Origin of the sequence: Bradyrhizobium manausense, assembly GCF_018131105.1 — a bacterium.
Taxonomy (GTDB): domain Bacteria; phylum Pseudomonadota; class Alphaproteobacteria; order Rhizobiales; family Xanthobacteraceae; genus Bradyrhizobium; species Bradyrhizobium manausense_B.
Genome location: NZ_JAFCJI010000001.1, coordinates 1,825,156 through 1,848,349, shown reverse-complemented (window position 1 = coordinate 1,848,349; position 23,194 = coordinate 1,825,156). Strand labels below are relative to the sequence as shown.

20 protein-coding genes are annotated in these 23,194 nt (G+C 65.4%); 5 read left to right on the top strand and 15 right to left on the bottom strand.

Translation table 11 applies throughout. The features are described 5' to 3' along the window. Window positions 1-140: 140 nt before the first annotated feature. From rseP to JQ631_RS08580, 12 genes are all read right to left on the bottom strand, one after another. Window positions 141-1,292, bottom strand: coding sequence for an RIP metalloprotease RseP (rseP, locus tag JQ631_RS08635; protein WP_212325475.1), 1,152 nt, complete (start codon window positions 1,290-1,292; stop codon window positions 141-143). 44 nt (window positions 1,293-1,336) lie between these two features. Further along, window positions 1,337-2,560: a 1-deoxy-D-xylulose-5-phosphate reductoisomerase gene (gene dxr / locus JQ631_RS08630; protein ID WP_212325474.1), complete on the bottom strand. Its 1,224-nt coding sequence runs from the start codon at window positions 2,558-2,560 to the stop codon at window positions 1,337-1,339. 4 nt (window positions 2,561-2,564) lie between these two features. After that, window positions 2,565-3,407, bottom strand: coding sequence for a phosphatidate cytidylyltransferase (locus JQ631_RS08625; protein WP_212325473.1), 843 nt, complete (start codon window positions 3,405-3,407; stop codon window positions 2,565-2,567). After that, the gene (locus JQ631_RS08620) at window positions 3,404-4,162 is read right to left on the bottom strand and encodes an isoprenyl transferase (protein ID WP_212325472.1); all 759 of its coding nucleotides are present in this window, start codon (window positions 4,160-4,162) and stop codon (window positions 3,404-3,406) included. Before JQ631_RS08620 ends, JQ631_RS08625 begins: the two co-directional genes overlap by 4 nt. A 10-nt stretch (window positions 4,163-4,172) precedes the next feature. Next, complete coding sequence (gene frr, locus JQ631_RS08615; protein ID WP_212325470.1) at window positions 4,173-4,736, bottom strand: ribosome recycling factor; 564 nt, start codon at window positions 4,734-4,736, stop codon at window positions 4,173-4,175. A gap of 67 nt (window positions 4,737-4,803) precedes the next feature. Beyond that, a complete protein-coding gene (gene pyrH, locus JQ631_RS08610) occupies window positions 4,804-5,520 on the bottom strand; it encodes a UMP kinase (protein ID WP_212325468.1) in 717 nt (238 codons plus the stop codon). Between the two features lie 60 nt (window positions 5,521-5,580). Then, window positions 5,581-6,504 carry a translation elongation factor Ts gene (tsf, locus tag JQ631_RS08605; RefSeq protein ID WP_212325466.1) on the bottom strand — a complete coding sequence of 308 codons (924 nt, stop codon included), beginning with the start codon at window positions 6,502-6,504 and terminating at the stop codon, window positions 5,581-5,583. Between the two features lie 138 nt (window positions 6,505-6,642). After that, window positions 6,643-7,632 (bottom strand): 30S ribosomal protein S2, encoded by a 990-nt coding sequence (locus JQ631_RS08600; RefSeq protein ID WP_212325464.1) that lies wholly within the window; start codon window positions 7,630-7,632, stop codon window positions 6,643-6,645. A 208-nt stretch (window positions 7,633-7,840) separates the two neighbouring features. Then, window positions 7,841-10,357, bottom strand: a complete 2,517-nt coding sequence (locus JQ631_RS08595; protein ID WP_212325462.1) for a caspase family protein — start codon at window positions 10,355-10,357, stop codon at window positions 7,841-7,843. A 171-nt stretch (window positions 10,358-10,528) separates the two neighbouring features. Beyond that, window positions 10,529-11,269 carry a carbonic anhydrase gene (locus JQ631_RS08590; protein ID WP_212325460.1) on the bottom strand — a complete coding sequence of 247 codons (741 nt, stop codon included), beginning with the start codon at window positions 11,267-11,269 and terminating at the stop codon, window positions 10,529-10,531. Between the two features lie 121 nt (window positions 11,270-11,390). Then, on the bottom strand, window positions 11,391-14,894 hold the full coding sequence (dnaE, locus tag JQ631_RS08585) for a DNA polymerase III subunit alpha (RefSeq protein WP_212328537.1): 3,504 nt from the start codon (window positions 14,892-14,894) through the stop codon (window positions 11,391-11,393). Between the two features lie 438 nt (window positions 14,895-15,332). Continuing rightward, window positions 15,333-16,052, bottom strand: a complete 720-nt coding sequence (locus JQ631_RS08580; RefSeq protein WP_212325458.1) for an outer membrane protein — start codon at window positions 16,050-16,052, stop codon at window positions 15,333-15,335. 435 nt (window positions 16,053-16,487) lie between these two features. On the opposite strand from JQ631_RS08580, the gene JQ631_RS08575 reads away from it, so the two are divergent. Then, window positions 16,488-18,299 carry a PAS domain S-box protein gene (locus JQ631_RS08575; protein ID WP_212325456.1) on the top strand — a complete coding sequence of 604 codons (1,812 nt, stop codon included), beginning with the start codon at window positions 16,488-16,490 and terminating at the stop codon, window positions 18,297-18,299. 28 nt (window positions 18,300-18,327) lie between these two features. Here the strand turns inward: JQ631_RS08575 and JQ631_RS08570 are convergent, their stop codons facing one another. Together JQ631_RS08570 and JQ631_RS08565 are read right to left on the bottom strand one after the other, a co-directional pair. Next, entirely contained in the window at window positions 18,328-18,966 is a 639-nt protein-coding gene (locus tag JQ631_RS08570; protein WP_212325454.1) for an HD domain-containing protein, read from the bottom strand. A 52-nt stretch (window positions 18,967-19,018) separates the two neighbouring features. Beyond that, the gene (locus JQ631_RS08565; protein ID WP_212325452.1) at window positions 19,019-19,480 is read right to left on the bottom strand and encodes a carboxymuconolactone decarboxylase family protein; all 462 of its coding nucleotides are present in this window, start codon (window positions 19,478-19,480) and stop codon (window positions 19,019-19,021) included. 114 nt (window positions 19,481-19,594) lie between these two features. Here JQ631_RS08565 and pdxR point away from each other — a divergent pair, with 114 nt between their 5' ends. After that, the gene (gene pdxR / locus JQ631_RS08560) at window positions 19,595-21,001 is read left to right on the top strand and encodes a MocR-like pyridoxine biosynthesis transcription factor PdxR (protein WP_212325450.1); all 1,407 of its coding nucleotides are present in this window, start codon (window positions 19,595-19,597) and stop codon (window positions 20,999-21,001) included. A gap of 278 nt (window positions 21,002-21,279) precedes the next feature. Here the strand turns inward: pdxR and JQ631_RS08555 are convergent, their stop codons facing one another. Continuing rightward, the gene (locus JQ631_RS08555) at window positions 21,280-21,435 is read right to left on the bottom strand and encodes a hypothetical protein (protein ID WP_212325448.1); all 156 of its coding nucleotides are present in this window, start codon (window positions 21,433-21,435) and stop codon (window positions 21,280-21,282) included. A gap of 58 nt (window positions 21,436-21,493) precedes the next feature. Between JQ631_RS08555 and JQ631_RS08550 the strand changes: the two genes are divergently transcribed. The 3 genes from JQ631_RS08550 to JQ631_RS08540 are packed head-to-tail and all read left to right on the top strand — an operon-like array spanning window position 21,494 to window position 23,067. Beyond that, window positions 21,494-21,772 carry a response regulator gene (locus JQ631_RS08550; RefSeq protein WP_249160527.1) on the top strand — a complete coding sequence of 93 codons (279 nt, stop codon included), beginning with the start codon at window positions 21,494-21,496 and terminating at the stop codon, window positions 21,770-21,772. Then, entirely contained in the window at window positions 21,769-22,776 is a 1,008-nt protein-coding gene (locus JQ631_RS08545) for a chemotaxis protein CheB (protein WP_212325446.1), read from the top strand. Before JQ631_RS08550 ends, JQ631_RS08545 begins: the two co-directional genes overlap by 4 nt. A gap of 9 nt (window positions 22,777-22,785) precedes the next feature. After that, entirely contained in the window at window positions 22,786-23,067 is a 282-nt protein-coding gene (locus JQ631_RS08540) for a hypothetical protein (protein ID WP_212325444.1), read from the top strand. Window positions 23,068-23,194 lie beyond the last annotated feature (127 nt).

Sequence of the window (23,194 nt, the reverse complement as noted above, 5' to 3'; positions counted from 1 at the left end):
CCCCAAAGCCGGTCTGGGAGATTCCCCAAGTTCAAGCCGCTTGTAGCCAATTTCACCGACGCCGCAAACGGCCGAGCGCGCCGCAATTTCAATTTCATTCCAAGACGTTGCTCAATGGCAACGCCACAAAAAAGCCCGTATCAAGACCCGGGCAGCCGCAGGATGTCGTTGTAGGTTGCGAACACCATCAGCATCAGTACCAGTCCAAGCCCGATTCGGAACCCGATCTCCTGGGTTCGCTCGGAAAGCGGACGTCCGCGGACGACCTCTGCCGTGTAGAACAGAAGGTGACCGCCATCGAGCAGCGGGATCGGGAACAGGTTCAACAGACCGATCGAAACCGACAACACAGCGCAGAGGTTGATCAGGAACTGCAACCCGGCGCTGGCCGCCTGCCCGGACATCTTGGCGATGCCGATGACGCCGCTGACCTCGCTGGGATTGCCGGTTCCCGTGAACAGCGAGCCCAGGAACTTGAAGGTGCTGGAGATAATGAACCAGACCTGCTGGACCCCGATCTTGAGCGCCTCGCCCACCCCGACCGGCGTGGTCGAGGCCTCGCCGGCCTGGGACTTGTGCTCGACGCCGAGCACGCCGACGCGATGGCTGTTGCCGAACGGATCCTTGCGCTCGAGCAGCGCCGGCGTCGCCGTCAGCGACACCAACCCGCCATCCCGCTTCACCTCGAAAACCAGCGCCGAACCGGCGCTGGTCGCGACGATCCGCTGCATGTCCGAAAAGCTTTCGATCGGCTTGCCGTCGATCTGAACGACGACGTCGCCGATCTTGAAGCCTGCGGCAGCCGCCGCGCCATCGGCGACGACGCCGTCGACGCGGGCGATCGTGCTCGGCTTGCCGTAATGCAGGGCCATGCCCGCGAAAATCAGGGCGCCAAGGATGAAATTGGCAATCGGACCTGCGGCCACGATGGCTGCGCGCGGACCGACCTTCTTGTGGTGGAAGCTGCCGGCGCGCTCCTCGGCCGTCATGGCCGCGAGCGACTCGGCCGACGGGGTGGACGCTTCGCTCTCGTCGCCGAAGAACTTGACGTAGCCGCCGAGCGGGATCGCCGAAAGCTTCCAGCGGGTGCCGTGACGGTCGTTGAAACCGACCAGCTCAGGGCCGAAGCCGAGCGAGAACGTTAACACGCGAACGCCCGCCCAGCGCGCGACCAGAAAATGGCCGAGCTCATGGAAGAACACGACGATGGTCAGGACGAACAGGAAAGGAACCGCGTATCCCAAGATCCCATGGCTCAACGTATTGAAACTATGGGTAAAAAAGTCGATCATCGAATTCCCTCATCCAGCGCCGCAAGGCCCTGGCCCCGAACCATCTAGGATGCCTTTAAGGCAATTTGAGGCAATAGGGCGGCAGCCTTATTTCGCGAAACATGGTCAATGTTTATCGCATCATCCGCCGAGGTCATCGGGCCGCGGTTCCCGCCCCGGATCCAGTCTTCCAGCGTCGCCTCGACCAGCCGGGCAATCGCACCGAACCGGATCTTGCCGGCGATGAAGGCCGCGACCGCGACCTCGTTGGCGGCGTTGTAGACGGTGGTCGCCCCCTTGCCGTGCCGGAGCGAATCGAAGGCCAGGCGAAGCCCGGGGAACCGCTCGAAGTCAGGCGCCTCGAAGGTGAGTTGGCCGATCTTGGCGAGATCAAGCTTGGCTGCCGGTCCCTTGATCCGGTCGGGCCAGCCGAGGCAATGGGCGATCGGCGTACGCATGTCGGGCGAGCCGAGCTGGGCGACCACCGAGCGGTCCGAGAACTCGACCATGCCGTGGATGATCGACTGCGGATGCACCAGCACGTCGATCTCATCAGGCGACAGCGCGAACAGGTAGGACGCCTCGATCACCTCGAGCCCCTTGTTCATCATCGAGGCGGAATCGATCGTGATCTTCTGGCCCATGCTCCAGTTCGGATGCTTGAGGGCCTGCTCGAGGGTTGCCTGCTCGATGTCGGCGCTCTTCCAGGTCCGGAACGGGCCGCCCGAGGCGGTGATGATGACGCGGACCAGTTCGTCGCGATTGCCCGAGGCCAGCGCCTGAAACAGCGCGTTGTGCTCGGAATCAGCCGGCAAGATGCAGGCGCCCGCTTTCGCCGCGCGCTGCATGAAGAAATCGCCGGCGCAAACCAGGCATTCCTTGTTGGCGAGCGCGACATGCGCGCCGCGATCGACCGCAGCCAAGGCCGGCTTCAATCCGGCTGCACCGCTAACGGCGGCCATCACCCAGTCGGCCGGACGCGCGCCCGCCTCGATGACCGCGCTTTCGCCGGCGCCGCATTCGGTGCTCGTGCCGGCGAGTGCGGACTTGAGGTCGGCAAGCTTGGAGGCGTCCGCAATCGCGACGAAGCGCGCCGAAAATTCCTTCGCGAGCTTGGCGAGCGCTTCGACATTGCTGTTCGCCGTCAGGGCCTCGACGCGATAGCGCTCGGGCGAGGCGCGCAGCAGATCCATCGTGCTGTCGCCGATCGAGCCGGTGGCGCCGAGAACCGTGACACTGCGAATGTCGGACGCAGCGAGCTTGTTGTTACGCAAAGGGACTGCGCTCATATCCTCACCAAACCATAAGACCGCTTCCGGCGCTATGCACACCATGGCGAAGGAAGCCGATAATCCATGCCACCAGGATGGCGGCGACAAATCCGTCCAGGCGGTCCAGAAGCCCGCCATGGCCGGGAATTAAGTGACTGGAATCCTTGACGCCGAAGCGCCGTTTGACCGCGGATTCGAACAGATCGCCGGCCTGCGATACCACCGACAGGACGGCACTGACGAGCAGCAGCGGGACTGCTTTTCCGATGCCGAATGCCGCAAACCCGCCGGCAACCGCAAGGCTGGCCGCAAAACCGCCGAACGCGCCGGCCCAGGTCTTCTTGGGGCTGACGCGCGGCCATAGCTTCGGTCCGCCGATGCCACGGCCGGCGAAATAACCGCCGATATCAGTCGCCCAGACCACCAGCAGCACGAACATCAACGCGGCGAAACCGTTGGCGAGATCCTTCCGCAACAGGATCGAGGCCAGCAGCGCCGCCGCTGCATAGGCAAATCCGGTCGCGGCCCACATGAACTTGCCGCGCGCAATCAGCGTCAGAATCGCGCCACCGACGCAGCCCACGATAACGGCGGTCTTGAGCGCGCCGGCAGCAACGCACAAGCCCATCATCGCGATGACGATCGTCCCTACCCCGGTCAGCGCGGCAGACCCCGCCCCCACCACCATCAGCCATTCCGCGAACAGTCCGATCGATATCAGGGTGACGAGCAGTGCCCACAGCCACCCGCCGGCATAAGCCAATCCGATCGTCACCGGCGCCAGCACCAGTGCTGCGAGGACTCGCATCACGAGATTGCTCGGGGCAGGCTTTGCGCCCGCCGGTGCGGCGTCGGATTCGCTCACGAGGCTGATTTCGCGACCAGGCCGCCGAAACGGCGTTCGCGCCTGGCGAATTCGGCAATCGCGCTTTCGAGCGCCGCCTTGTCGAAATCGGGCCAGTGGACCGGCACGAACACGAGCTCGCTATAGGCGGCCTGCCACATCAGGAAATTGGACAGGCGCTGCTCGCCGCTGGTGCGGATGATGAGATCGGGATCTGGAATGTCGGATGCATCGAGATGGGCGCCGAGGACGTCGGCATCGATCGAGGCGGGATCGCGCGTACCGTCGGCGACTTCGCGCGCGAGCTTCTGCGCGGCCTTCGCGATCTCCTGGCGCGAGCCGTAATTGAAGGCGACGACGAGCGTGAGACGCGTGTTGTCGCGCGTCAATTCCTCGGCTTCGTTGAGCAGCGCGCAGATGTCGCCCTCGAGCCCGTCCCGTTCGCCGATGATGCGCACCTTGACGCCGTCGCGATGCAGGCTCGCGAGATCGTTGCGGATGAAGCGGCGCAGCAGACCGAAGAGATCGCCGATCTCGCTCGCCGGGCGCGACCAGTTCTCCGATGAGAACGAGAAGATGGTGAGATAGCGGATGCCGAGCTCGTGCGAGGCGCGCACCACGCGGCGCAATGCCTCGACGCCGCGGCGGTGCCCCTCCGCCCGCGGCAGGCCGCGCGCGGCGGCCCAGCGCCCGTTGCCATCCATGATGATGGCGACATGCGCAGGCGCCTCGGACCGGTCGGGTCCGTCCGTTGCGGGCGCGGCGGCGTTGGACATGGCAGCGGCCTTAAACGGTGAGGATTTCTTTTTCCTTGGCGGCCAGCAGCTGGTCGATCTCGGTGATGATGCCGTCGGTGGCCTTCTGCACCTCGTCGGCGTGACGCTTCTGATCGTCCTCCGACATCTCGTGATTCTTCTCGAGCTTCTTCAGCACGTCGAGACCGTCGCGGCGGACGTGGCGCGCAGCGACCTTGGCAGCTTCGGCGTATTTGTGCGCGACCTTGACGAGCTCCTTGCGACGCTCCTCGTTGAGTTCGGGAATGCGCAGGCGCAGCACCTGGCCTTCGGTCGCCGGCGACAGGCCGAGGTTGGAATCGACGATCGCTTTCTCCACAGGCTTGACCATCGTCTTGTCCCAGACCTGCACCGAGATCAGGCGCGGCTCAGGCACGCTGACAGTGGCGAGCTGGTTCAACGGCATGTGGCTGCCATAAGCCTCGACCTGCACCGGATCGAGCATCGAGGCCGAGGCGCGGCCCGTACGCAGGCCACCAAGCTCGTGCTTGAGCGAGGCGACCGCGCCCTGCATGCGGCGCTTCACTTCGTTGAGGTCGAAATTACCCGTGGCCATCACGTCTCTCCTTCAATAACCCGGCGACCTCACCGCACCCCTTCTTGGGGGTGCGCCAGATGAACCGTCAGCCGGCGACGATCGTCCCGTGGCCGGCGCCGCGCAGAATCGCGCCGATCGACCCGGGCTCCGCGATCGAAAATACGATGATAGGCAGCGATGTCTCGCGGGCAAGTGCGAAGGCGGTCGTATCCATCACCTTGTAGCCGCCCTCGATCGCCTGCGAATGCGTCAGCCGGTCGAAACGCGTGGCGGACGGGTCTTTCTTCGGATCCGCCGAGTAGACGCCATCGACGTTGGTCGCCTTCAGCACCGCCTGGGCACCGATCTCGGCGGCGCGCAGCACGGCCGTGGTGTCCGTGGTGAAGAACGGATTTCCGGTTCCACCGCCGAGCAGCAGGATCCGGCCCTCGGCGAGGTATTTGTGCGCTGCGGTGCGAGTGAACAGCTCGGAAATCTCGGGCATGACGAACGCCGAAAGCGCCCTCGCCGGCATTCCCTTGCGCTCGATCGTGGCTTCGAGCGCCAGGCAGTTCATCATGGTGGCAAGCATGCCCATGGTGTCGCCGGTCGGGCGCGACACGCCGCGCGAGGAGACCTCGACGCCGCGAAAGATATTGCCGCCGCCGATCACGACCGCCACCTCGGTGCCGAGCTGGCGGGCCGCGATCAGGTCGTCCGCAACCCGGTCCATGGTCGGCTGGTCGATGCCGAAGCCTTGCTGTCCCGCGAGATATTCGCCGGACAGCTTGATCACGACGCGACGATAGACCGGATCAGTCATGAGCACTTTCCTCGTCCGGGCGCCGCTTCCGGCGGCTTGCCGGAAGGAACGTTCCGGCGCTTACTTCTTGCCGCTGGCCGCAGCGACCTCGGCCGCGAAGTCCGATTCCTGCTTCTCGATTCCCTCACCGAGAGCATAGCGCACGAAGCCCGCGATCTTCACTGCACCGCCGACCTTGCCTTCGGCTTCCTTCACCGCCTGCGCCACCGACTTGCCGGTGTCGTGGATGAAGGCCTGCTCGAGCAGGCAGACTTCCTTGTAGTAGGTCTTCAGGCCGGACTCGACGATCTTCTCGATCACGTTCTCCGGCTTGCCCTGCTGACGATATTTGTCGGCGAGCACGTCCTTCTCGCGCTTGACGACGGCCGGGTCGAGGCCGGTCGGGTCGAGTGCGAGCGGGTTGGCGGCGGCGACATGCATCGCGATCTGGCGTCCGAGAGCGGCGAGCTCGTCGGCCTTGCCGGGCGATTCCAGCGCGACAATCACGCCCATCTTGCCGGCGCCGTCGACGACCGCACCGTGGACATAGTTCGATACCACGCCCTGGCTCACTTCGAGCGAAGCGGCACGACGCAGCGTCATGTTCTCGCCGATGGTGGCGATCGCGTCGTTGATCGCGGCTTCCACCGTGACGTCACCGACCTTGGCAGCCTTGATCTTCTCGACGTCAGCGCCAGCGTCGAAAGCGACCTGGGCGACCATCTTGACCAGACCCTGGAACTGGCCGTTGCGCGCGACGAAGTCGGTCTCGGAGTTGACCTCGACCACGACGCCTTTGTTGCCCTTGGTCAACGCGCCGATGAGGCCTTCGGCCGCGACCCGGCCCGATTTCTTGGCGGCCTTGGACAGGCCCTTCTTGCGCAGCCAATCCTGCGCCGCTTCCATGTTGCCGTCGTTCTCGGTCAGCGCGGCCTTGCAGTCCATCATGCCTGCGCCGGTGGACTCGCGCAGATCCTTGACCATCGCAGCAGTGATCGTTGCCATCGTTGAAAATCCTTCTTGCCTGCCGGTTCGCCGCGGCGCGGCTCCAATTGCCCCGCCGCGGTCCATCTCAGGAATTCGCGTCAACTGAATGAAATGGTGGCCGGATCCTATCCGGCCAACGCATCGCTCTTTTTTTGACTATTCCGCTTCCGCGGTCAGCGCCTTGGCCTTGGCCACCCAGGCATCCGCACGGCTCGGCAGACCGACTTCTTCGCCGATCTTGTGCGCGGTGTCGTGATCGAGCTCGGCGAGCTGCCAATAGTGGAAGATGCCGAGGTCGTTGAACTTCTTCTCGATCGCGCCCGACACGCCCGGGAGCTTCTTGAGGTCGTCGGCGGTGCCGCGCGGACCGGCAAGGCCCTGGAAGCCGCCGGCCGAGGGCAGCTCCTCGGCGACCGGACGAGCCGACGCACCGATGTCGATGCCGGAATCGCCCTGGGCGCGCGAGATGCCGTCGATCGCGGCACGGGCGATCAGGTCGCAATAGAGCGAGATCGCGCGGCCAGCGTCGTCATTGCCCGGCACCACATAGGTGATGCCCTTCGGATCGGAGTTGGTGTCGACGATCGCGGCGACCGGAATGTTGAGCCGCTGGGCTTCCTGGATCGCGATGTCTTCCTTGTTGGTGTCGATCACGAAGATCAGGTCGGGCAGACCGCCCATGTCCTTGATGCCGCCGAGCGAGCGATCTAGCTTGTCGCGCTCGCGCTGAAGCGTCAGGCGCTCCTTCTTGGTGTAGGAATTGGCTTCGCCGCCGGCCAGCACCTCGTCGAGGTGACGCAGGCGCTTGATCGAGGCCGAGATCGTCTTCCAGTTGGTCAGCGTGCCGCCGAGCCAGCGCGAATTGACGAAGTACTGCGCGCAGCGCTTGGCAGCATCGGCGACGCCGTCCTGCGCCTGGCGCTTGGTGCCGACGAACAGGATGCGGCCGCCCTTGGCGACCGTATCGCTGACGGCCTGGAGGGCCGTGTGCAGCATCGGCACGGTCTGGGCGAGGTCGACGATGTGGATGTTGTTGCGCGCGCCGAAAATGAACGGAGCCATTTTCGGATTCCAGCGGTGGGACTGGTGACCAAAGTGCACGCCAGCTTCGAGCAACTGACGCATAGTGAAATCGGGTAGTGCCATCGTTCTAATTCTCCGGTTGGTTCCTCCGGAAGCGTGTGAGCAAAACGGAGCGTTGCGCCCCGGCTGCCACCGGACGGCCTTGTGAGCCATGCTTCCGTGTGAGATGGCGCGCTATATAGCGCCATTTCGGCCAGAAGCAAGGAAATAAGGGCCTTTCGGAGCTTCTACCGTCTCCGAAAGGACCAATCCGGGATTTCTGGCCTCCCCGCTAGCACTTTGGCTGGTTGGGCGGGCATTTCTTCGGGGCCGGAGCCGCAGGGCGCGGCGGCGGCGGTGCTGGACGCGGCGGCGGCGCGACCGCGACCCGTGGTGGAGGCGGTGGGGCCGGCCTCGCTACTGGCGGTGGCGCCGGACGAGCGGCCGCCACCGGCGGCGCCGGACGCGGTGGTGGCGCAGCCATCCGCGGTGGCGGCGGAGCCGCTCGGGGTGGCGGTGGAGCCGCACGTGGTGGCGGCGGTGCAGGCGCAGGGCGTGCCGAAATCTGCGGGCGCGGTGGCGGAGCGGCGGCGCGCGGCGGTTCGGGCCTTATTTGCTGCCGGGCTGCCGGCGGTGGGGGTACCGGTGGTGCCGGCTTGACCGAGTTTACGGCCGGCTTGGCAGTTGCAGACGCCGGCGGCGGCGCGACGGCATGGCCTGGCCCGGGTGGGTGTCCCGCTGTTGGTGGCGTTGAGGTGGCGGGGGCCGCTGCGGTTGGCACCGGCGCATTTGGTGCCGGCTTGCCGCCGGGAGCGTGAGCACCGGGCGCCTGGACCGCGGACGGCGGTGCACCGATTCGGCCGGGCGCCGGCGGCGCGCCATGGGCGCCCGGAACCGGAAGTGCGTGCGCGTCAGGCTGCTTCGGCTGTCCTGGCGCTGGAGCTGCTGCAGGTGCGTTGGCCTGTTGCGGCGGGGCATTGGCCCCGGGTGCGGTTGCCGTCGGGGAAGGCTTGCCGCCCGGCATCTGAACCGGGGGCTGCACTCCGGCTCCGACCGGTTGGGACGGTGCATTCGGCGACCCGGGAGCGGGAAGCGCGTGGCCGGCCGGCGGCGCCGCAGCGGACGGCGCGACCGCAGTCGGCGTGGCGTTGACCGGCTTCACCATCATCGCAGCCGGTTTCGCTGTCGGATTGCTGACAAGCGCCGCCTGGCTCGGCTTGAGCGGCTGGTTCGGATTGGCCTGGATGGTCTGCGCCTGCTGCTTCACGGCGGTCGGTACCTGCGTCATCGCGCTTGGCCGCCCTGGTCCGTTCGCGGCAACGGCAGCAGCCGCGGCGGCGTTTCCGGCCGGCAGCGCCGCCGGCGCCTGGTTGATCACGGTGTTGATGACCGTGGTGTTGTGGATGTTCGCGTAGATGATGTTGTGCGGCGGCGGCGCGACATAGACCGGCGGCCGGACGAACACCGGGATCGGCACGAACAACGGCTGCGGCAGCACGAACAGGCCGACCACGGGCAGCGGCGGCGGCAGCACCACGAAATCGGGCGGCGGCGGCGGGCAGAAATAGACCGGCGGCGGTGGTGGCGGCGCAAAGCCGAAATCGGGGTCGCTGAAATACAGCACCGGACGGTCGACATAGACGATCTCCTCCGGCGGCGGCGGCGGCACGTCATAGTCCATCATCGCGAAAGTCGGCGGCGGCTCGAGCGGCGCGGTCAGGATCGCAAGCCGGCGCCGGGCGTCGCCCGCATGCGGGCCACGCGGATAGCGGCGCAGATACGACCAATAGGCATCCGGCGTGTCGGCGCGATAAGTTCGCCGCCAGGTGATCGCTTCGCGGCGCGCCGCGACGATCGCCATCACGCGCTTGGCGAGGGGATCGCCGGGATAGGCAGCGAGAAAATCCTCATAGGCCGGTAGCGTGTCGCGCTCGAGCGCGGCCGCATAAGCGTCCTGTACGCCGAGATCGCGGATCGGCTTGTTGCGGATCGCAGCGACCTGGTCGGGCGCCGCCTGCGGCGGTGCGTCGGGCGCACGATCAAAGAAGGTGAATTGCGCGGATATCTTCTGATCGTCCCAGGGCACTTGCGCGCCCTTGGAGTTCTCGTTGACGCGCAGGCGAACGCGGTCGAACACCTCCGGCAACGACAAGCCGCCGGTGCGGATCATCTCGGCGAGCGACTGCGCATAGGTGCCGTAAGGCCCCTGCTCTTCGGGTGCCACCGTGCCCGGCGCGGCATTGAAGGCGATCAGCATGTTCGGATCTGGCTCGACCAGCGCCAGCCCGCTCGCGATCGGCTGCTGGCCGCCCTCGACGAAGGGTTGTGCGCGCGCGGCGTCGAGCACGATGATGTTGGCCTTGAGCGGAATGGAGGCGAGCTGGCGGGCATAGTCGCTGATGCGCAGCGCCTCGGTCGGAATGTCGGTGTCGCGCGCGATGCTGGAATCGACCGGGATGAAATAGTTCTCGCCGGCGAGCTGCACGCCGTAGCCGGCCAGATAGATCATCGCGACGGTGCCGGGGCCCGAGGCCTGCGCCTTCTGGATGAAGTCGCGAAGGCTCTTGCGCAGCGTGTCGCCGTCGAGATCGCGGGCGCCGACCACGTCGAAGCCCGCCGCTTGCAGCGTCTGCGCGATCAGGCCCGCATCGTTGGCGGTGGTCGCCAGCGGCGACTTCGAGTAGGCGCCGTTGCCGACCACCAGCGCAATGCGCTTCTCCTGCTGCTGCGCGCGCACTGGACCGAGCGCGCCGGCAACGAAGAGGATCGGCAGAAGAAAGCAGAGGAAGACCTTGTGTGTCCCGCGCATGGCTTGCTTGCCCGTTATTGTCGTTGAGGTACCGGCACGCAAGAGACGCGCGGCCGGCTGAACGGCACTTGAACGAAAGGCTCGGATTGAGGCGGCGGCATGACGCAGCTCCGGGCTCGACGCCGCGCGTCAGCTCTCCGTCAGCTTCAGCGTTTGCGTCGGTCTTGAGCTTCAGCTTTGCGCGATCGGATCGACTGTTCCCGTCTTCAGCCGGTAGACGCCGCCGGTGATCTTCAGCTTGCCCTGCTCGACCGCCGCGTTGAGGATCGGCGCGGCCGATTTCAGCTTAGCGACGTTGTCGATCACGTTCTGCCGGATCGCCTTGTCGAGCACGTCCCCGCCCTGCTGCATCGCGGCCTTTGCAGCCGGCGCAATCGCATCGACCAGCGAGGGAATATGTCCCGGCGGCGGCTTGTCGTCCTTGAGCGCCTTCAGCGTCGCATCGACCGCGCCGCAGGCATCGTGTCCCAGCACGAGGATCAGCGGCACGTTGAGAACAGCGACGGCGTATTCCATGCTGGCGATGGTCTCGGTGCCGGCAAAATTGCCGGCGACGCGGCAGACGAAGAGATCGCCGCGGGCGGTGTCGAAGGCGTATTCCGGCGCGATGCGCGAGTCGGCGCAGCTCAGCACCGCCGCGAACGGATTCTGCCCGCCCGCCAGTACTTCACGCTCATGCTTGAAATCATGGCGCCGCGTTACGCCGTCGACATAGCGCGCGTTGCCGTCCATCAGCCGCTTCAATGCTGCGTTGGGCGAGAGCACGTTCTGGGGTTTGGGCGGCGCCTTGTTGTCCTTGGCGAAGGCTCGGCCGGCGAAGGTAACGCCGAGCGCGGCGACTGCGAGCTGCATCGCGGATCGGCGCGACGGCCCGTACGGGTCCAGCATGGATTCAGAGCACTGGTCGCACATGTCCCGCTCCCTCCCCGGCGCATCGAAGGCGCCCTCACCGACGAGAACTGTCGCGGCCGATGATAGCCGCGATCACATGACGAAACCACAACTTCCGCGGATTGCGCGGCTGCGCGGCCGGCTAGATCTGCTGCACGTCCACCACGCCGGCCACCGCCTTGATCGCGCCGGCGATCTGCGGCGAGACCTTGAAGCGGCCGGGCAGCTTCATCTCGACCTCGGTCTCGAGGTCGAGCATCATCACCAGCGAGACCTCGCCGTCGCCATTGGAGCGGGGCGCAAGGGCGGGGCTGCCGATCCTTGGTGCGGCGCCGTTCGCGCCTGCGGCTTCCGGTCCGGCCAGACGCTTCGCGATCGAGTCCAGCGGCTTGGTGTCGCGCACGAAGATGCGCAGGCCCTTCTGCGTCTTGGCAGCGGCATCATCCAGCGGCTCGGCATGCAGCACGCGGGCGCGGACGTCCTCGCCCTGCAATTCCGCCCCCAACTGGAGCAGCACCGCAGCGCCCGGCTCCAGCACGTCGCGATATTGCGCAAGGCCCTCCGAGAACAGCACCGCCTCGAAATGACCCGTGGGATCGGAGAGCCCCATGATGCCCATCTTGTTGCCGGTCTTGGTGCGCCGCTCCATGCGCGAGACCACGGTGGCCGCGACCTTGCCGGCGGTTGCGCCGGTCTTCACCGCGCGCGAGAACTCGGCCCATGACTGCACCCGCAGGCGCTTCAGCACGGTGGCGTAATCGTCGAGCGGATGGCCCGACAGGAAGAAGCCGATGGCATCGTATTCGCGGCGGAGTTTTTCGGCCGGCAGCCACGGCTCGATCTGCGGCAGCATGATGGTCGGCGCGTCCGCCGACATGCCGAACATGTCGTTCTGGCCGATGGTCTCGGCCTGATGCGCACGCTGGCAGGCGGCGAGGATCGAGTCCGCACCGGCGAACACGCGGGCACGGTTCGGCTCCAGCGTGTCGAACGCGCCCGCGGCGGCAAGGCTCTCGATGATGCGCTTGTTGATCGCGCGCGGATTGACGCGCGCGGCGAAGTCGGCGAGCGAGGTGAACAGGCCGCGCTTGGTCCGCTCCTCGATGATCTGGTCGATGGCCTGGATGCCGACGCCCTTCAGGGCAGCGAGCGCGTAATAGATGACCTTGTCGCCGACCTCGAAGGTGGCGCCGGAGCGGTTGATGTTCGGCGGCTCGACCTTGATGCCGAGGCGCTGCGCCTCGGAGCGAAACTCGGAGAGCTTGTCGGTGTTGTTCAGATCGAGCGTCATCGACGCTGCGATGAACTCCACCGGATAATGCGCCTTCATGTAGGCGGTGTGGTAGGACACCAGCGCATAGGCCGCCGCGTGGCTCTTGTTGAAGCCGTAGTCGGCGAACTTGGCCAGGAGCTCGAAGATGGTCTCGGCCTGCGCCTTCGGCACGCCGTTCTTCACCGCGCCCGCGACGAAGATGTCGCGCTGCTTGTCCATCTCGGCGCGGATCTTCTTGCCCATCGCGCGGCGCAGCAGGTCGGCGTCGCCGAGCGAATAGCCCGACATCACCTGCGCGATCTGCATCACCTGTTCCTGATAGATGATGACGCCGAACGTCTCCTTCAGGATCGGCTCCAGCACCGGATGCAGATATTCCGGCTCCTCGTCGCCGTGCTTGCGCGAGCAATAGGTCGGGATGTTCGCCATCGGGCCCGGGCGATACAGCGCGACCAGCGCGATGATGTCCTCGAAACGGTCGGGCCGCATGTCGACCAGCGCGCGCCGCATGCCCTGGCTTTCAACCTGGAACACGCCGACCACCTCGCCGCGTGCCAGCATCTGGTAGCTCTCGGCATCGTCGATAGGCAGCGTCGCGAGATCGACATGGATGTCGCGCGGCTTGAGCAGCTTGCACGCGACGTCGAGCACGGTCAGCGTCTTGAGGCCGAGGAAGTCGAACTTCACCAGGCCCGCCGGCTCGACCCATTTCATGTTGAACTGGGTCACCGGCATGTCGGATTTGGGATCGCGGTAGAGTGGCACGAGCTCGCTCAAGGGACGATCGCCGATCACGATGCCGGCCGCGTGGGTCGAAGCGTGCCGCGTCAGGCCTTCGAGGCGCTGGGCGATGTCGAAGGCGCGCGCCACGATCGGATCCTCATCGCGGAAGGCCTGGAGTTTCGGCTCGCTCTCGATCGCAGCGGCCAGCGTCACCGGCGCGGCGGGATTTTGCGGGACGAGCTTCGTGAGCTTGTCGACCTGGCCGTACGGCATCTGCAGCACGCGGCCGACGTCGCGCAGCACGCCGCGCGCCTGCAGCGTACCGAAGGTGATGATCTGCGCGACCTGGTCGCGGCCATAGCGTTCCTGGACGTACCTGATCACCTCGCCGCGGCGGTCCTGGCAGAAGTCGATGTCGAAGTCCGGCATCGAGACGCGCTCGGGATTGAGGAAGCGCTCGAACAGCAGGCCGAACTTGATCGGGTCGAGGTCGGTGATGGTCAGCGCCCAGGCGACCAGCGATCCTGCGCCGGAGCCACGGCCCGGCCCGACCGGAATGCCCTGCCCCTTCGCCCATTTGATGAAGTCGGACACGATCAGGAAGTAGCCCGCGTATTTCATGCGCATGATGACGTCGAGCTCGAACGCCAGGCGCTTGTGGTAGTCTTCGTCCGTCGTGCCCTGCGACAGGCCGTGCACGCGCAGGCGATTGGCGAGCCCCTCCTCCGCCTGCCGCTTCAATTCGGCGGCCTCGATCGCGGCCGCATCGGAGCTGCCGGCGGCGCCGACCGTGAAGAACGGCAAGATCGGCTTGCGCGTCAGGGGGCGGAACGAGCAACGCTCGGCGATCTCCACCGTGGACGCCAGCGCTTCCGGAATGTCGGCGAACAGCACGGCCATCTCGGCGCGGGTCTTGAAACGGTGATCGGGCGTGAGCTGCTCGCGCTCGGTCTCCGCGATCAGCCGGCCGCCGGCGATGCAGAGCAGCGCGTCATGCGCTTCGTAATCGTCGTTCGCGGCGAAATACGGCTCGTTGGTCGCAACCAGCGGCAGGCCCTTCGCGTAAGCGATGTCGATCAGGCCGCTCTCGATGCGGCGTTCCTTGTCGATGTTGTGGCGCTGCAGTTCGACATAGAGGCGGTCGCCGAACAGCCCGGCGAGACGCTCGCAGCGCGCCGCCGCAACCTCGGTCTGGCCGCTCGCGAGCGCGAGCGAGATCGGGCCGTCGGGACCGCCGGTGAGTGCGATCAGGCCTTCGGTCTCGCCGTCGAACCAGTCGAACTTGATGAACGGCGCGTGGCTGTCGGGCGATTCGAGGAAGGCGCGCGAATTCAGCCGCATCAGGCTGCGATAGCCGCGCTCTTGCGCGGCCAGCAGCACCACACGCGAGGGCGGCAGTGCGTTGCGCGCGTTGGGATCCTGGTCGCCGAAATCGATCGCAAGCTCCAGGCCGACAATCGGCTGGATGCCATAACCGGCCATCTTGTCGGAGAATTCGAGCGCACCGAACAGATTGTCGGTGTCGGTCAGCGCCAGCGCCGGCTGGTGGTCCTTCTTCGCAAGTTCGCCGAGCTTGGCGATCTTGATCGAGCCCTTGAGCAGCGAATAGGCCGAGTGAACGTGAAGGTGGACAAATCCGGCGCTCGGCATGGTCGCGTGACGGCCTCTTGCAGGTGAATTGGAGCGGTCGCCGGCAGTGGAGGCATCCTGCACTCACCCGGCCGACTCGCCACACAATGGTGGGGTGTCGCCGCGCCAGAGTCCACGCCGGAGCGGCCGCTTCGCCGCCTCATCCCGCTTTTCCCCAAGGGGCTGCCTAGAGCTGCGGAATCACCTGGGCCCAGATCGCGAGCATTCCGACGAACAGCGCGATCGACGTCAGTGCAGCGGCTTCTTCCACGAAAATCCTGAACATGGCTTGCTCCATCACTAGAACGTATGAGGAACATTGTTCTCATTTCGTTCTCGGGAGTCAAGCGCACTCAGCCGCCTCCAAATGAAATGGTTAACTCGCTGAATTCACGCAAGAAAAAAGCCCCGGCGCAAGGCCGGGGCTTTCGACATCAGTCGCTTTCGAAGCGAAAGATCTCAGTACTTCGCGATGACCGGACCACCGAACTTGTAGTTCAGGCGGACGAGGCCCATGTCGACGTCCTGACGAATGCGATCCGTCTGGAAGCCGGCGAAGGTGACGTCCTTGTCCGACAGGAAGATGTGGTTGTACTCGACGCCAACCGACCAGTTCGGAGCGAAGCCGACCTCGAGGCCCGCACCGATGGTGCCGCCCCAACGGGTGTCGTTGACCGACGAGAAGGTCGCGCCGGCAGCGCGCAGCTCGTTCTTGGTGCCGACCACAGCCGCACCGCCCTTTACGTAGAGCAGGACGTTGTTCCAGGCGTAACCAACCTGGCCGGTGATCAGACCGAACGAATCGATCTTCGAGCGATCGGTGAAGCCGGTCAGCCCGCTGAGGTTGTCGCCCGAGAAGTCAGCCCAGTTGCCCTGGCCTTCCAGACCGAACACCCACTGCGCCGACTGCCAGCGATAGCCGACCTGGCCACCGACCGTGCCGCCCGTGGCGTTGTGCGAACCTTCGCCGCCAAACCCGGGAGCAGTCTGATCCCAGGTCGTGTGGGCGGAAGCGCCGCCGCCGTTGATACCGATGTAGAAGCCGCTCCAGTCATAGACCGTGGCGATCATCGCAGGCGCCTTGGTGTAAGGACGCGCAGCGAGGTCAGCAGCCAGCGCCGGCGCAGTCGCGCTGAGCGCGACGAGGCTCACAGCAGCGAGCAACAAATTCTTGTTCATTTGAATCCCGTTCCAGTTTCGTCGTTAGGCCCCCGGGCCGTGGCGACGTCATAACAGTGATCGACGGAATTGCTGTAACTCCGACGCAACAGTTCGCGCCAAAGGGCCGCGCTTCATGAATGAAAGTTTAGCCGCGCATGCGCGGAAACCCTTTGAAACAAGACTCTTCAGCAGTTCCAATGGGTACGACACACGATGCGCTGCGAACGCGCGTAGCGATGTCGCGCACACGAATCTGTGATTGGAAAATCGAAGATGCGCGCATCGATCTCTCCGCATTGTCGCCACATTCCCGCCCGCGATCGCGGCATTTGAAATTCGCAGCGGGCGCAAGCACCTCAGCGCGCGTCGATCGCCATACGTGGCGCATGACGAACCTTTCGACGTTCCCGACATTGCCTCACATCATCATTCGCGAGATCACGGAGTTCCCCGATGGGCGCTGTGACGAAGAGCGCGAGCACAGCTGCACCTGAGTCGCTCGCGCCGGCACTCAAGGCGCAGGTGCCGGCACCGCGGGCCATCAGCGAAGAGCATTTCAGGGCCTTCGTGAACGCGAGCTCGGACGTGGTCTATCGCATGAGCCCCGACTGGAAACAGATGCACCAGCTCGACGGGCACGGCTTTCTCAGCGACACCGTGCAGGCGGACGACAACTGGCTGGACCATTACATCCATCCGGACGATCGCGCGGTGGTGCAAGCTGCGGTCGCGAAAGCCATCCGGACCCGGAGCCTGTTCGAATTGGAGCACCGCGTTCGCTGTGCGGATGGAAACTTCGGCTGGACGCTGTCTCGCGCGGTGCCGATCCTGGACGCCAGCGGCGACATCACCGAATGGCTCGGCGCGGCCCGCGATATCACCGCGCGCCGCGAGACCGAAGTGGCCTTGCGCGCCAGCGAGGAGCGGCTCCAGCGCGTGCTAGAAACCGAGGCCATCGGCGTCCTGTTCTTCAATCACGACGGCACGCTGATCGGCGCCAACGACGTCTTCCTCAAGATGACCGGATGGTCGCGCGCCGAGGTCGAAAGCGGCAGCCTCGACTGGCGGCGCATGACGCCGCCGGAATGGGTCGCAGCCAGCGAAGCGGAGATGGGCACGCTCCAGCACACGGGCCGCCTCGGTCCCTACGAGAAGGAATATCTGCGCAAGGACGGCAGCCGCTCGTGGATGCTGTTCGCCGGCCGCGACCTCGGCGACGGCACCATCGTGGAGTTCGCCGCCGACATCAGCGCGCTCAAGAAAGCCGAAGCCGCCTTGCGCGAGAGCGAAGCGCAATTCCGCGGCATGGCGGATTCCCTGCCGCAACTGGCATGGATGGCCGACGAAAAGGGCTGGATCTACTGGTACAACAAGCGCTGGTACGAATACACGGGCACAAGGCTGGAGGAGATGGAGGGCTGGGGCTGGCGCAGTGTTCACCACCCCGATCATGTGGACCGCGCGGTCGCGGGTATCCAGCGTTCCTGGGACAGCGGGGAGCCCTGGGAGGACACGTTCCCGCTGCGCGGCGCCGACGGAGAGTATCGATGGTTCCTGTCGCGCGCCGAGCCGATCAGGAATTCGGAAGGACGCGTCACGCGCTGGTTTGGGACCAACACCGACATCACCGAGCGATACCAGCGCGAGGAGCTGCAAAAGCTGTTGATCCACGAAGTCAGTCACCGCGTGAAGAACAGCCTGTCGATCGTATCGGCCCTGCTCCAGCTCCAGGCCCGAACGCTCGAGGATGCGCCGCGGCGAGCGCTCGAGGATGCCTCCTCGCGGGTCCGCGTGGTGGCGACCGTCCACGATCAGCTCTGGCGCCAGTCTGACGCAAGCGAGGTCGACCTCGCCTCGTTCCTCTCCAGTCTCGCCGCGGCGATCGGCACGTCGGGGGCGCAGCATGCAACGGTCGTCGAAGTCGAGCCCGCGCTGGTCTCGGCCGATCTTGCCGTCCGGCTCGGACTGCTCATCAACGAGCTTGTCACCAACGCCTACAAATATGCCTACGCTCCCGGCGAGGACGGCGAAGTGCGCGTGGCCGGCCAACACACGACCGATGGACGCTACCGCGTCGACGTCTCGGACCTTGGACGTGGCCTGCCCACCGGCTTCGACCTCAGTCAGCCACGGCCGAGCTTCGGGATGCGCGTCATCACCAGTGTCGCCAGCCAGCTCAACGGAAACCTGGCGGTCAGCCCAACCGAACGCGGCACAAGATTCACGCTGGAATTTCCGTTGACGGAATCCTCGCGGACCGCTTGAGGTGCGGACAGGCGCAACCTGCGCCGGCTCAGCTTGGCCAGGGCGTGTTGCGGATCCGCGTACACGCGTTCGGCCTGTGGAAGCCGGGATCGTGATCACTGATGAAGTCGAAATTGACCGTCCCGAACGTCGTCTGCGGCTTCTTCAAGGCTGAGCAGGTCTGGACCTTCAGAAACTCGTTCTTGAAGTCACCGCGCGGAAACGCCGTGATCACCTGGTGTCGCTGCTCGGGCGTGTAATCGTCATATCCGACCCCCACCACGTCCACCAGAACGCCGGCATTCGTGAGCGCGATTTCCGGCCTCATATACTGTGGGATGCCGGGCGTGGTGTGGAGCGCGATCGCCTCCCACACCAGATCGGCCTGCGGCTCGGCGATGCCCCGCGCCCGGAGAAAGTCGCGCGCAGCATCTGCACCGTCGACCTCAAATCGCTTGGTCTCGGTATGGTAGTGATCGACGAGGCCGAGGTCGTGAAACAGCGCCGCGACATAGAGCAGTTCTGAATCGAATTTCAGGTTCTGACGCAGCCCCTTCATCGCGCCGAACACGTAGACGCGAACCGAGTGATTGAACAACATCTCGTCTTCGTATTGGCGCACCAGCTCGGCTGCCTCGCGCGCCAGCTTGCTGTCGGGAATCCTGATGCCGGAAATCATGCCCGTCATTGTCTGGCTCCTGCCTTGCAGTTCGGTCGATGGAGGCGGTTCGCAACCCCCGTCAGGCGGCGTTCTCGAGCGCGGCCCGTGGCGTATTTCGGAAGCTGATCGACAGGCGATTGTACGCATTCATCAGGCCGATTGCGATCGTGAGATCGACGAGTTCGCGTTCACTGAAGACCTTGCGGGCGGCCTGATAGGCTTCATCCGGAACGTTGGTCTCGGCAACGCGCGTCACCGTCTCGGCCCAGGCGAGCGCTGCGCGCTCGCGCGCATCGAAGAGATCACCGGCTTCCGCCCACGCCTGCAGCAGCGCGAGCTTTTCGATCTTCACCCCGTTCTTGACGAGGTCGCGGGTGTGCATGTCGAGGCAATAGGCGCAGTTGTTGATCTGCGAGACACGCAGGTAAGCGAGGTTCACCAGCGTCGCCGGCAGCCCGCTCTGCATGACGTAGCCGTAAACACCGCCGAGCGCCTTCGCGCCTGCCGGTGCAATGTGGTTGTAGTCGAGGCGTTCACTCATCTTTTGTCTCCTCGGTGATCGTAAGGGGCGAAGCGATCCCGTTGCCCCTCAGATGCCTCTCCCCTGGTCTATAAAAAAGAACCAAGAACGCTCAAAATTCGTGTACCAAAGGCCATGGCAAGAGCATTGCGGTTGGCGCTGGACCGATCGGCGAAGACACCGCTCGCAGAGCAGATCCACAAGGGCATCCGGGCCGCCATCGAAAGCGGCGTACTCGCCCCCGGCGCGCGTCTACCCTCCTGGCAGGATCTGGCGGCCCAGCTCGGCGTCGCGCGCGGCACCGTGCGCGTGGCGTATGAAAAGCTCTCATCTGCTCAGTTGATCGTCGCGGCCCGCGCGACCGGCACGCATGTCGCCGACCGTCCGTCCCTCCCCGTGCGGCGGGACAAAGCGCCCGCCTCCGGCACCTTCATGGCGACGTATCAGGAACTCACGACCGGACCGGCGATCTTCCAGATGGGCGTGCCGGCGCAGGAAACCCTTCCTGCCACCCTGCTGGCGCGGATGCGTGCGCAGGCCGTTCGCATCGAAATCAGCGCACCGGCGATTTATCCCGACCCGCGTGGGGAGCCGGCGTTGCGGCGCGAGATCGCCGCCTACCTGGCGCTGGCGCGGGGAATCGAGTGCGCGGCGTCTCAGATCATCGTCACAAGCGGCTTCAGCGGAGGCCTCGGCCTGGCACTCCAGGTCCTCGGTCTCGAGCGGAAGAAAGCCTGGGTGGAGAATCCTGGCTTCCCCTTCACCCGGCACGGTCTGGAGCTGGCGCGACTGTCGATCGCGCCGATCCCGGTCGACGGAGACGGAATCGATGTCGACTACGGCTTGAAGCATGCGCCCGACGCTGCGCTCGCCGTCGTGACACCGGGGCAGCAGGCGCCGCTCGGATCGACGCTGTCGCTGGCAAGGCGCTCACGCCTGCTCGACTGGGCTGCGCAAGGCAAGGCGTGGGTGATCGAGGACGATTATCTGAGCGAGCTCCAGATCAAGGGCCGGGCCACACCGGCGCTCGCCTCGCTCGATCGCGCCGGCCGCGTCATTCACATCGGCTCCTTCAGCAAGACCGTGACCCCCGCCCTGCGGCTCGGCTTCGTCGTTGCACCCGTCGCTCTGACGTCACGATTTGCGGAAGCTGCCGCATGCCTCGCGCCGGCTCCGGGCCCTGCGGTGCAGCTTGCGATCGCCGGCTTCATGCGCGACGGACACTATTTGCGGCATTTGCGGCGGACCAAGCGAGTTTATGCCGCGCAAGGCGACGCCTTGCTGAAGCAGCTTCGCTCCCACACCGCAAACGTTGCACTTGCTGGGCTCGCCGCAGTCCTGCGACTGCCGGCGGGAACCGACGATCTCGCCATCGCCAGGAAAGCTGCCTCGCTCGGTCTCGCGCCGACGCCGCTATCGCTGTGGTATGCGTCGAGGGGCTCGGTGCGCCCCGGTCTGCTGCTGGGCGTCGCCACATCTCCGCAAAGGAGAATAGAAGCGTCCTGCGCGAAGCTCTTTCAGATCATCGACCGCGACGCATGAAAGCGGGCAGGCGTGGCGTGAAGCGCGACGAGATCGCGGGGTCGTCGAAGCCGGTGATCGAGAAATCCTGTGGCGCCTTCAAACAGCGTGAAGCCGGCCTTGCTGAAGACGGCCGCCGATCTGGTGCGCGAAAATCTCGTTGCCGAGCGTCGGGATGATCGCCCGCAAAATGTGCGTTCGGCTCGATGCAAGCGCCCTGCCCGCCGCATTCGGGATCCAGTCGAGCGCGCGTGCCGCCTCCTTCACGCGCTCCCGGATCGCTCACGACGAAGGGTCAGTCAAACCTCGCGTGGACCGATCAGTCCGGCCAACTCGCGGATCATGGCCGCGACATCGATCGGCTTTTCCCAGAGCGGGACGTCCTGAAATTCGGGTGTGATGCCGATCCTGTCGTAGCCGGTCGTGATATCGGCAACGTTGTCGCGCGAACGCACGCCACTGTCCGGACGCCGTATCCTCGTTGTCGAGGATGAGTATTTCCTCGCCGACGACATGAGTCGCGCGTTTCGGTCGTGCGGCGCCGAAGTCGCCGGACCGGTCGGCGACATGGAGGACGCGTTGCGCATCCTCCATGATGGGTCGATCGTCGATGCTGCAGTGCTCGACGTGAACATTCGCAACGAGATGATCTTTCCCATTGCCCAGGAGCTCAGGGCACGCCACGTGCCGTTCGTGTTCACCCTGTTTCCTCCAGCGACCGAAAGACATTGGAACATACGGCGAAGGGCCGCCTTGGTGCAAACGAAGCATGCGATGGCAGGTTCCCGATGAGCAACCGTGACATCATTGTTATCGGTGGTTCGGCTGGCGCCACCGCCCCGTTGAAGCAGATTCTGGCCGCATTGCCGCTGGACTTGCCGGCAGCGATCTTCATTGTCCTTCACATTCCGGCCCAGGGCATCGGGATTCTGTCGACGGTTGCGGCCGCTGCCGGCAAGCTGCCGGTGCATCAGGCCAAGGATGGTATGACGTTCGAACGCGGTCACGTCTATCTGGCGGCCCCTGACCACCATCTCCTGCTGTCCGGAACTCATATTCAGCTCGGGCGCGGGCCGCGCGAGAACATGGTCCGCCCCGCGATCGACGCCTTGTTCCGCTCGGCCGCGGTGCACCACGGGCCTCGCGTGATCGGGATCGTCCTGAGCGGCTTGCTCTCCGACGGCGCAGCCGGTCTCCACGCCATCAAGCGCTGTGGCGGAATGGCCCTGATTCAGGACCCGGCCGATGCGATTTCGCCGGAGATGCCGCAGCGCGCTCTGGAGGCGACGATTGCCGACCTCTGCGTCCCGGCTGCAAAGCTCGGCGACGTGCTGTCCGAGCTGGCACAGGAAGCGCCGGGCTCCGCGCTTCCGGTCGCCCCTGACATCCGCCTGGAGGTCGAGATCGCCGCGGGCGAGAGAATCGGGTCTGTGCCTCTGTCCAAGATCGCCGATCCCGCCGCGCTCACCTGCCCCGGCTGCGGCGGCGTGCTCTCCGCAGTGAAGGAAGGGCATCCCATGCGATTTCGCTGTCAGGTTGGCCACGCCTATACCGCCGACGCCCTCGCCAAGGAGCAGGAAGGACAAGTCGATGAAGCCTTGCGGGTGGCGCTTCGCATCATCGAGGAACGTGCCGAGCTGGTGCGACGCATGGCCGAGGACGGCCGGCGCAGCGGTCGTCCGGCCGTCGCTGAAATGTACTACAAGCGTGCCGCCGAATATCGCGATTATGCCGACATGATCCGGCGCGTCGTGCTACAATCGCTGGATCCCGCGATCCCAAGGCGAGAGACTTGAGGCGTCACAATGGCCATCTCCCTTGCCGAGCGGACCGAGCAGTTGCACGCCGAGCAGCGCCTTCTGGTCAAGGCCGATCTCGACATCGATGAAGGCTGGCAACGGATCCGCAACCAGGAAGATCTCGTGCGCGAGCTTCAGGCTGGCGGGCATGACTCGCGGCATGCCGAGCGACTGGTCAATCTGCTCAAGCAGACCCTGGTGGAGTGGGAGCGGCATCGCACCCTGATCATCCAGCGGGTCCACTTTCTTCAACGCGAGGTCGACGCGGTGCCGCCCACGACCAACTGATCACGGGCCGGACCGCCTTGATTACGACGAGCCGTTCCCGCCCTTTTTTGACTGTTGGGCTCCCCTGAATCTCTGCTATTCCATGGCTCCGGGGTCCTCGATCCCGGACAAGGAGAGTAGCGGCCAC

What these genes read in the sequence shown, in the direction of transcription:
- rseP (WP_212325475.1), bottom strand. Translation starts at nt 1,292, where the DNA reads ATGATCGACTTTTTTACCCATAGTTTCAATACGTTGAGCCATGGGATC.
- dxr (WP_212325474.1), bottom strand. Translation starts at nt 2,560, where the DNA reads ATGAGCGCAGTCCCTTTGCGTAACAACAAGCTCGCTGCGTCCGACATT.
- JQ631_RS08620 (WP_212325472.1), bottom strand. Translation starts at nt 4,162, where the DNA reads ATGTCCAACGCCGCCGCGCCCGCAACGGACGGACCCGACCGGTCCGAG.
- frr (WP_212325470.1), bottom strand. Translation starts at nt 4,736, where the DNA reads ATGGCCACGGGTAATTTCGACCTCAACGAAGTGAAGCGCCGCATGCAG.
- pyrH (WP_212325468.1), bottom strand. Translation starts at nt 5,520, where the DNA reads ATGACTGATCCGGTCTATCGTCGCGTCGTGATCAAGCTGTCCGGCGAA.
- tsf (WP_212325466.1), bottom strand. Translation starts at nt 6,504, where the DNA reads ATGGCAACGATCACTGCTGCGATGGTCAAGGATCTGCGCGAGTCCACC.
- JQ631_RS08600 (WP_212325464.1), bottom strand. Translation starts at nt 7,632, where the DNA reads ATGGCACTACCCGATTTCACTATGCGTCAGTTGCTCGAAGCTGGCGTG.
- JQ631_RS08595 (WP_212325462.1), bottom strand. Translation starts at nt 10,357, where the DNA reads ATGCGCGGGACACACAAGGTCTTCCTCTGCTTTCTTCTGCCGATCCTC.
- JQ631_RS08590 (WP_212325460.1), bottom strand. Translation starts at nt 11,269, where the DNA reads ATGTGCGACCAGTGCTCTGAATCCATGCTGGACCCGTACGGGCCGTCG.
- dnaE (WP_212328537.1), bottom strand. Translation starts at nt 14,894, where the DNA reads ATGCCGAGCGCCGGATTTGTCCACCTTCACGTTCACTCGGCCTATTCG.
- JQ631_RS08580 (WP_212325458.1), bottom strand. Translation starts at nt 16,052, where the DNA reads ATGAACAAGAATTTGTTGCTCGCTGCTGTGAGCCTCGTCGCGCTCAGC.
- JQ631_RS08575 (WP_212325456.1), top strand. Translation starts at nt 16,488, where the DNA reads ATGGGCGCTGTGACGAAGAGCGCGAGCACAGCTGCACCTGAGTCGCTC.
- JQ631_RS08570 (WP_212325454.1), bottom strand. Translation starts at nt 18,966, where the DNA reads ATGACGGGCATGATTTCCGGCATCAGGATTCCCGACAGCAAGCTGGCG.
- JQ631_RS08565 (WP_212325452.1), bottom strand. Translation starts at nt 19,480, where the DNA reads ATGAGTGAACGCCTCGACTACAACCACATTGCACCGGCAGGCGCGAAG.
- pdxR (WP_212325450.1), top strand. Translation starts at nt 19,595, where the DNA reads ATGGCAAGAGCATTGCGGTTGGCGCTGGACCGATCGGCGAAGACACCG.
- JQ631_RS08550 (WP_249160527.1), top strand. Translation starts at nt 21,494, where the DNA reads ATGAGTCGCGCGTTTCGGTCGTGCGGCGCCGAAGTCGCCGGACCGGTC.
- JQ631_RS08545 (WP_212325446.1), top strand. Translation starts at nt 21,769, where the DNA reads ATGAGCAACCGTGACATCATTGTTATCGGTGGTTCGGCTGGCGCCACC.
- JQ631_RS08540 (WP_212325444.1), top strand. Translation starts at nt 22,786, where the DNA reads ATGGCCATCTCCCTTGCCGAGCGGACCGAGCAGTTGCACGCCGAGCAG.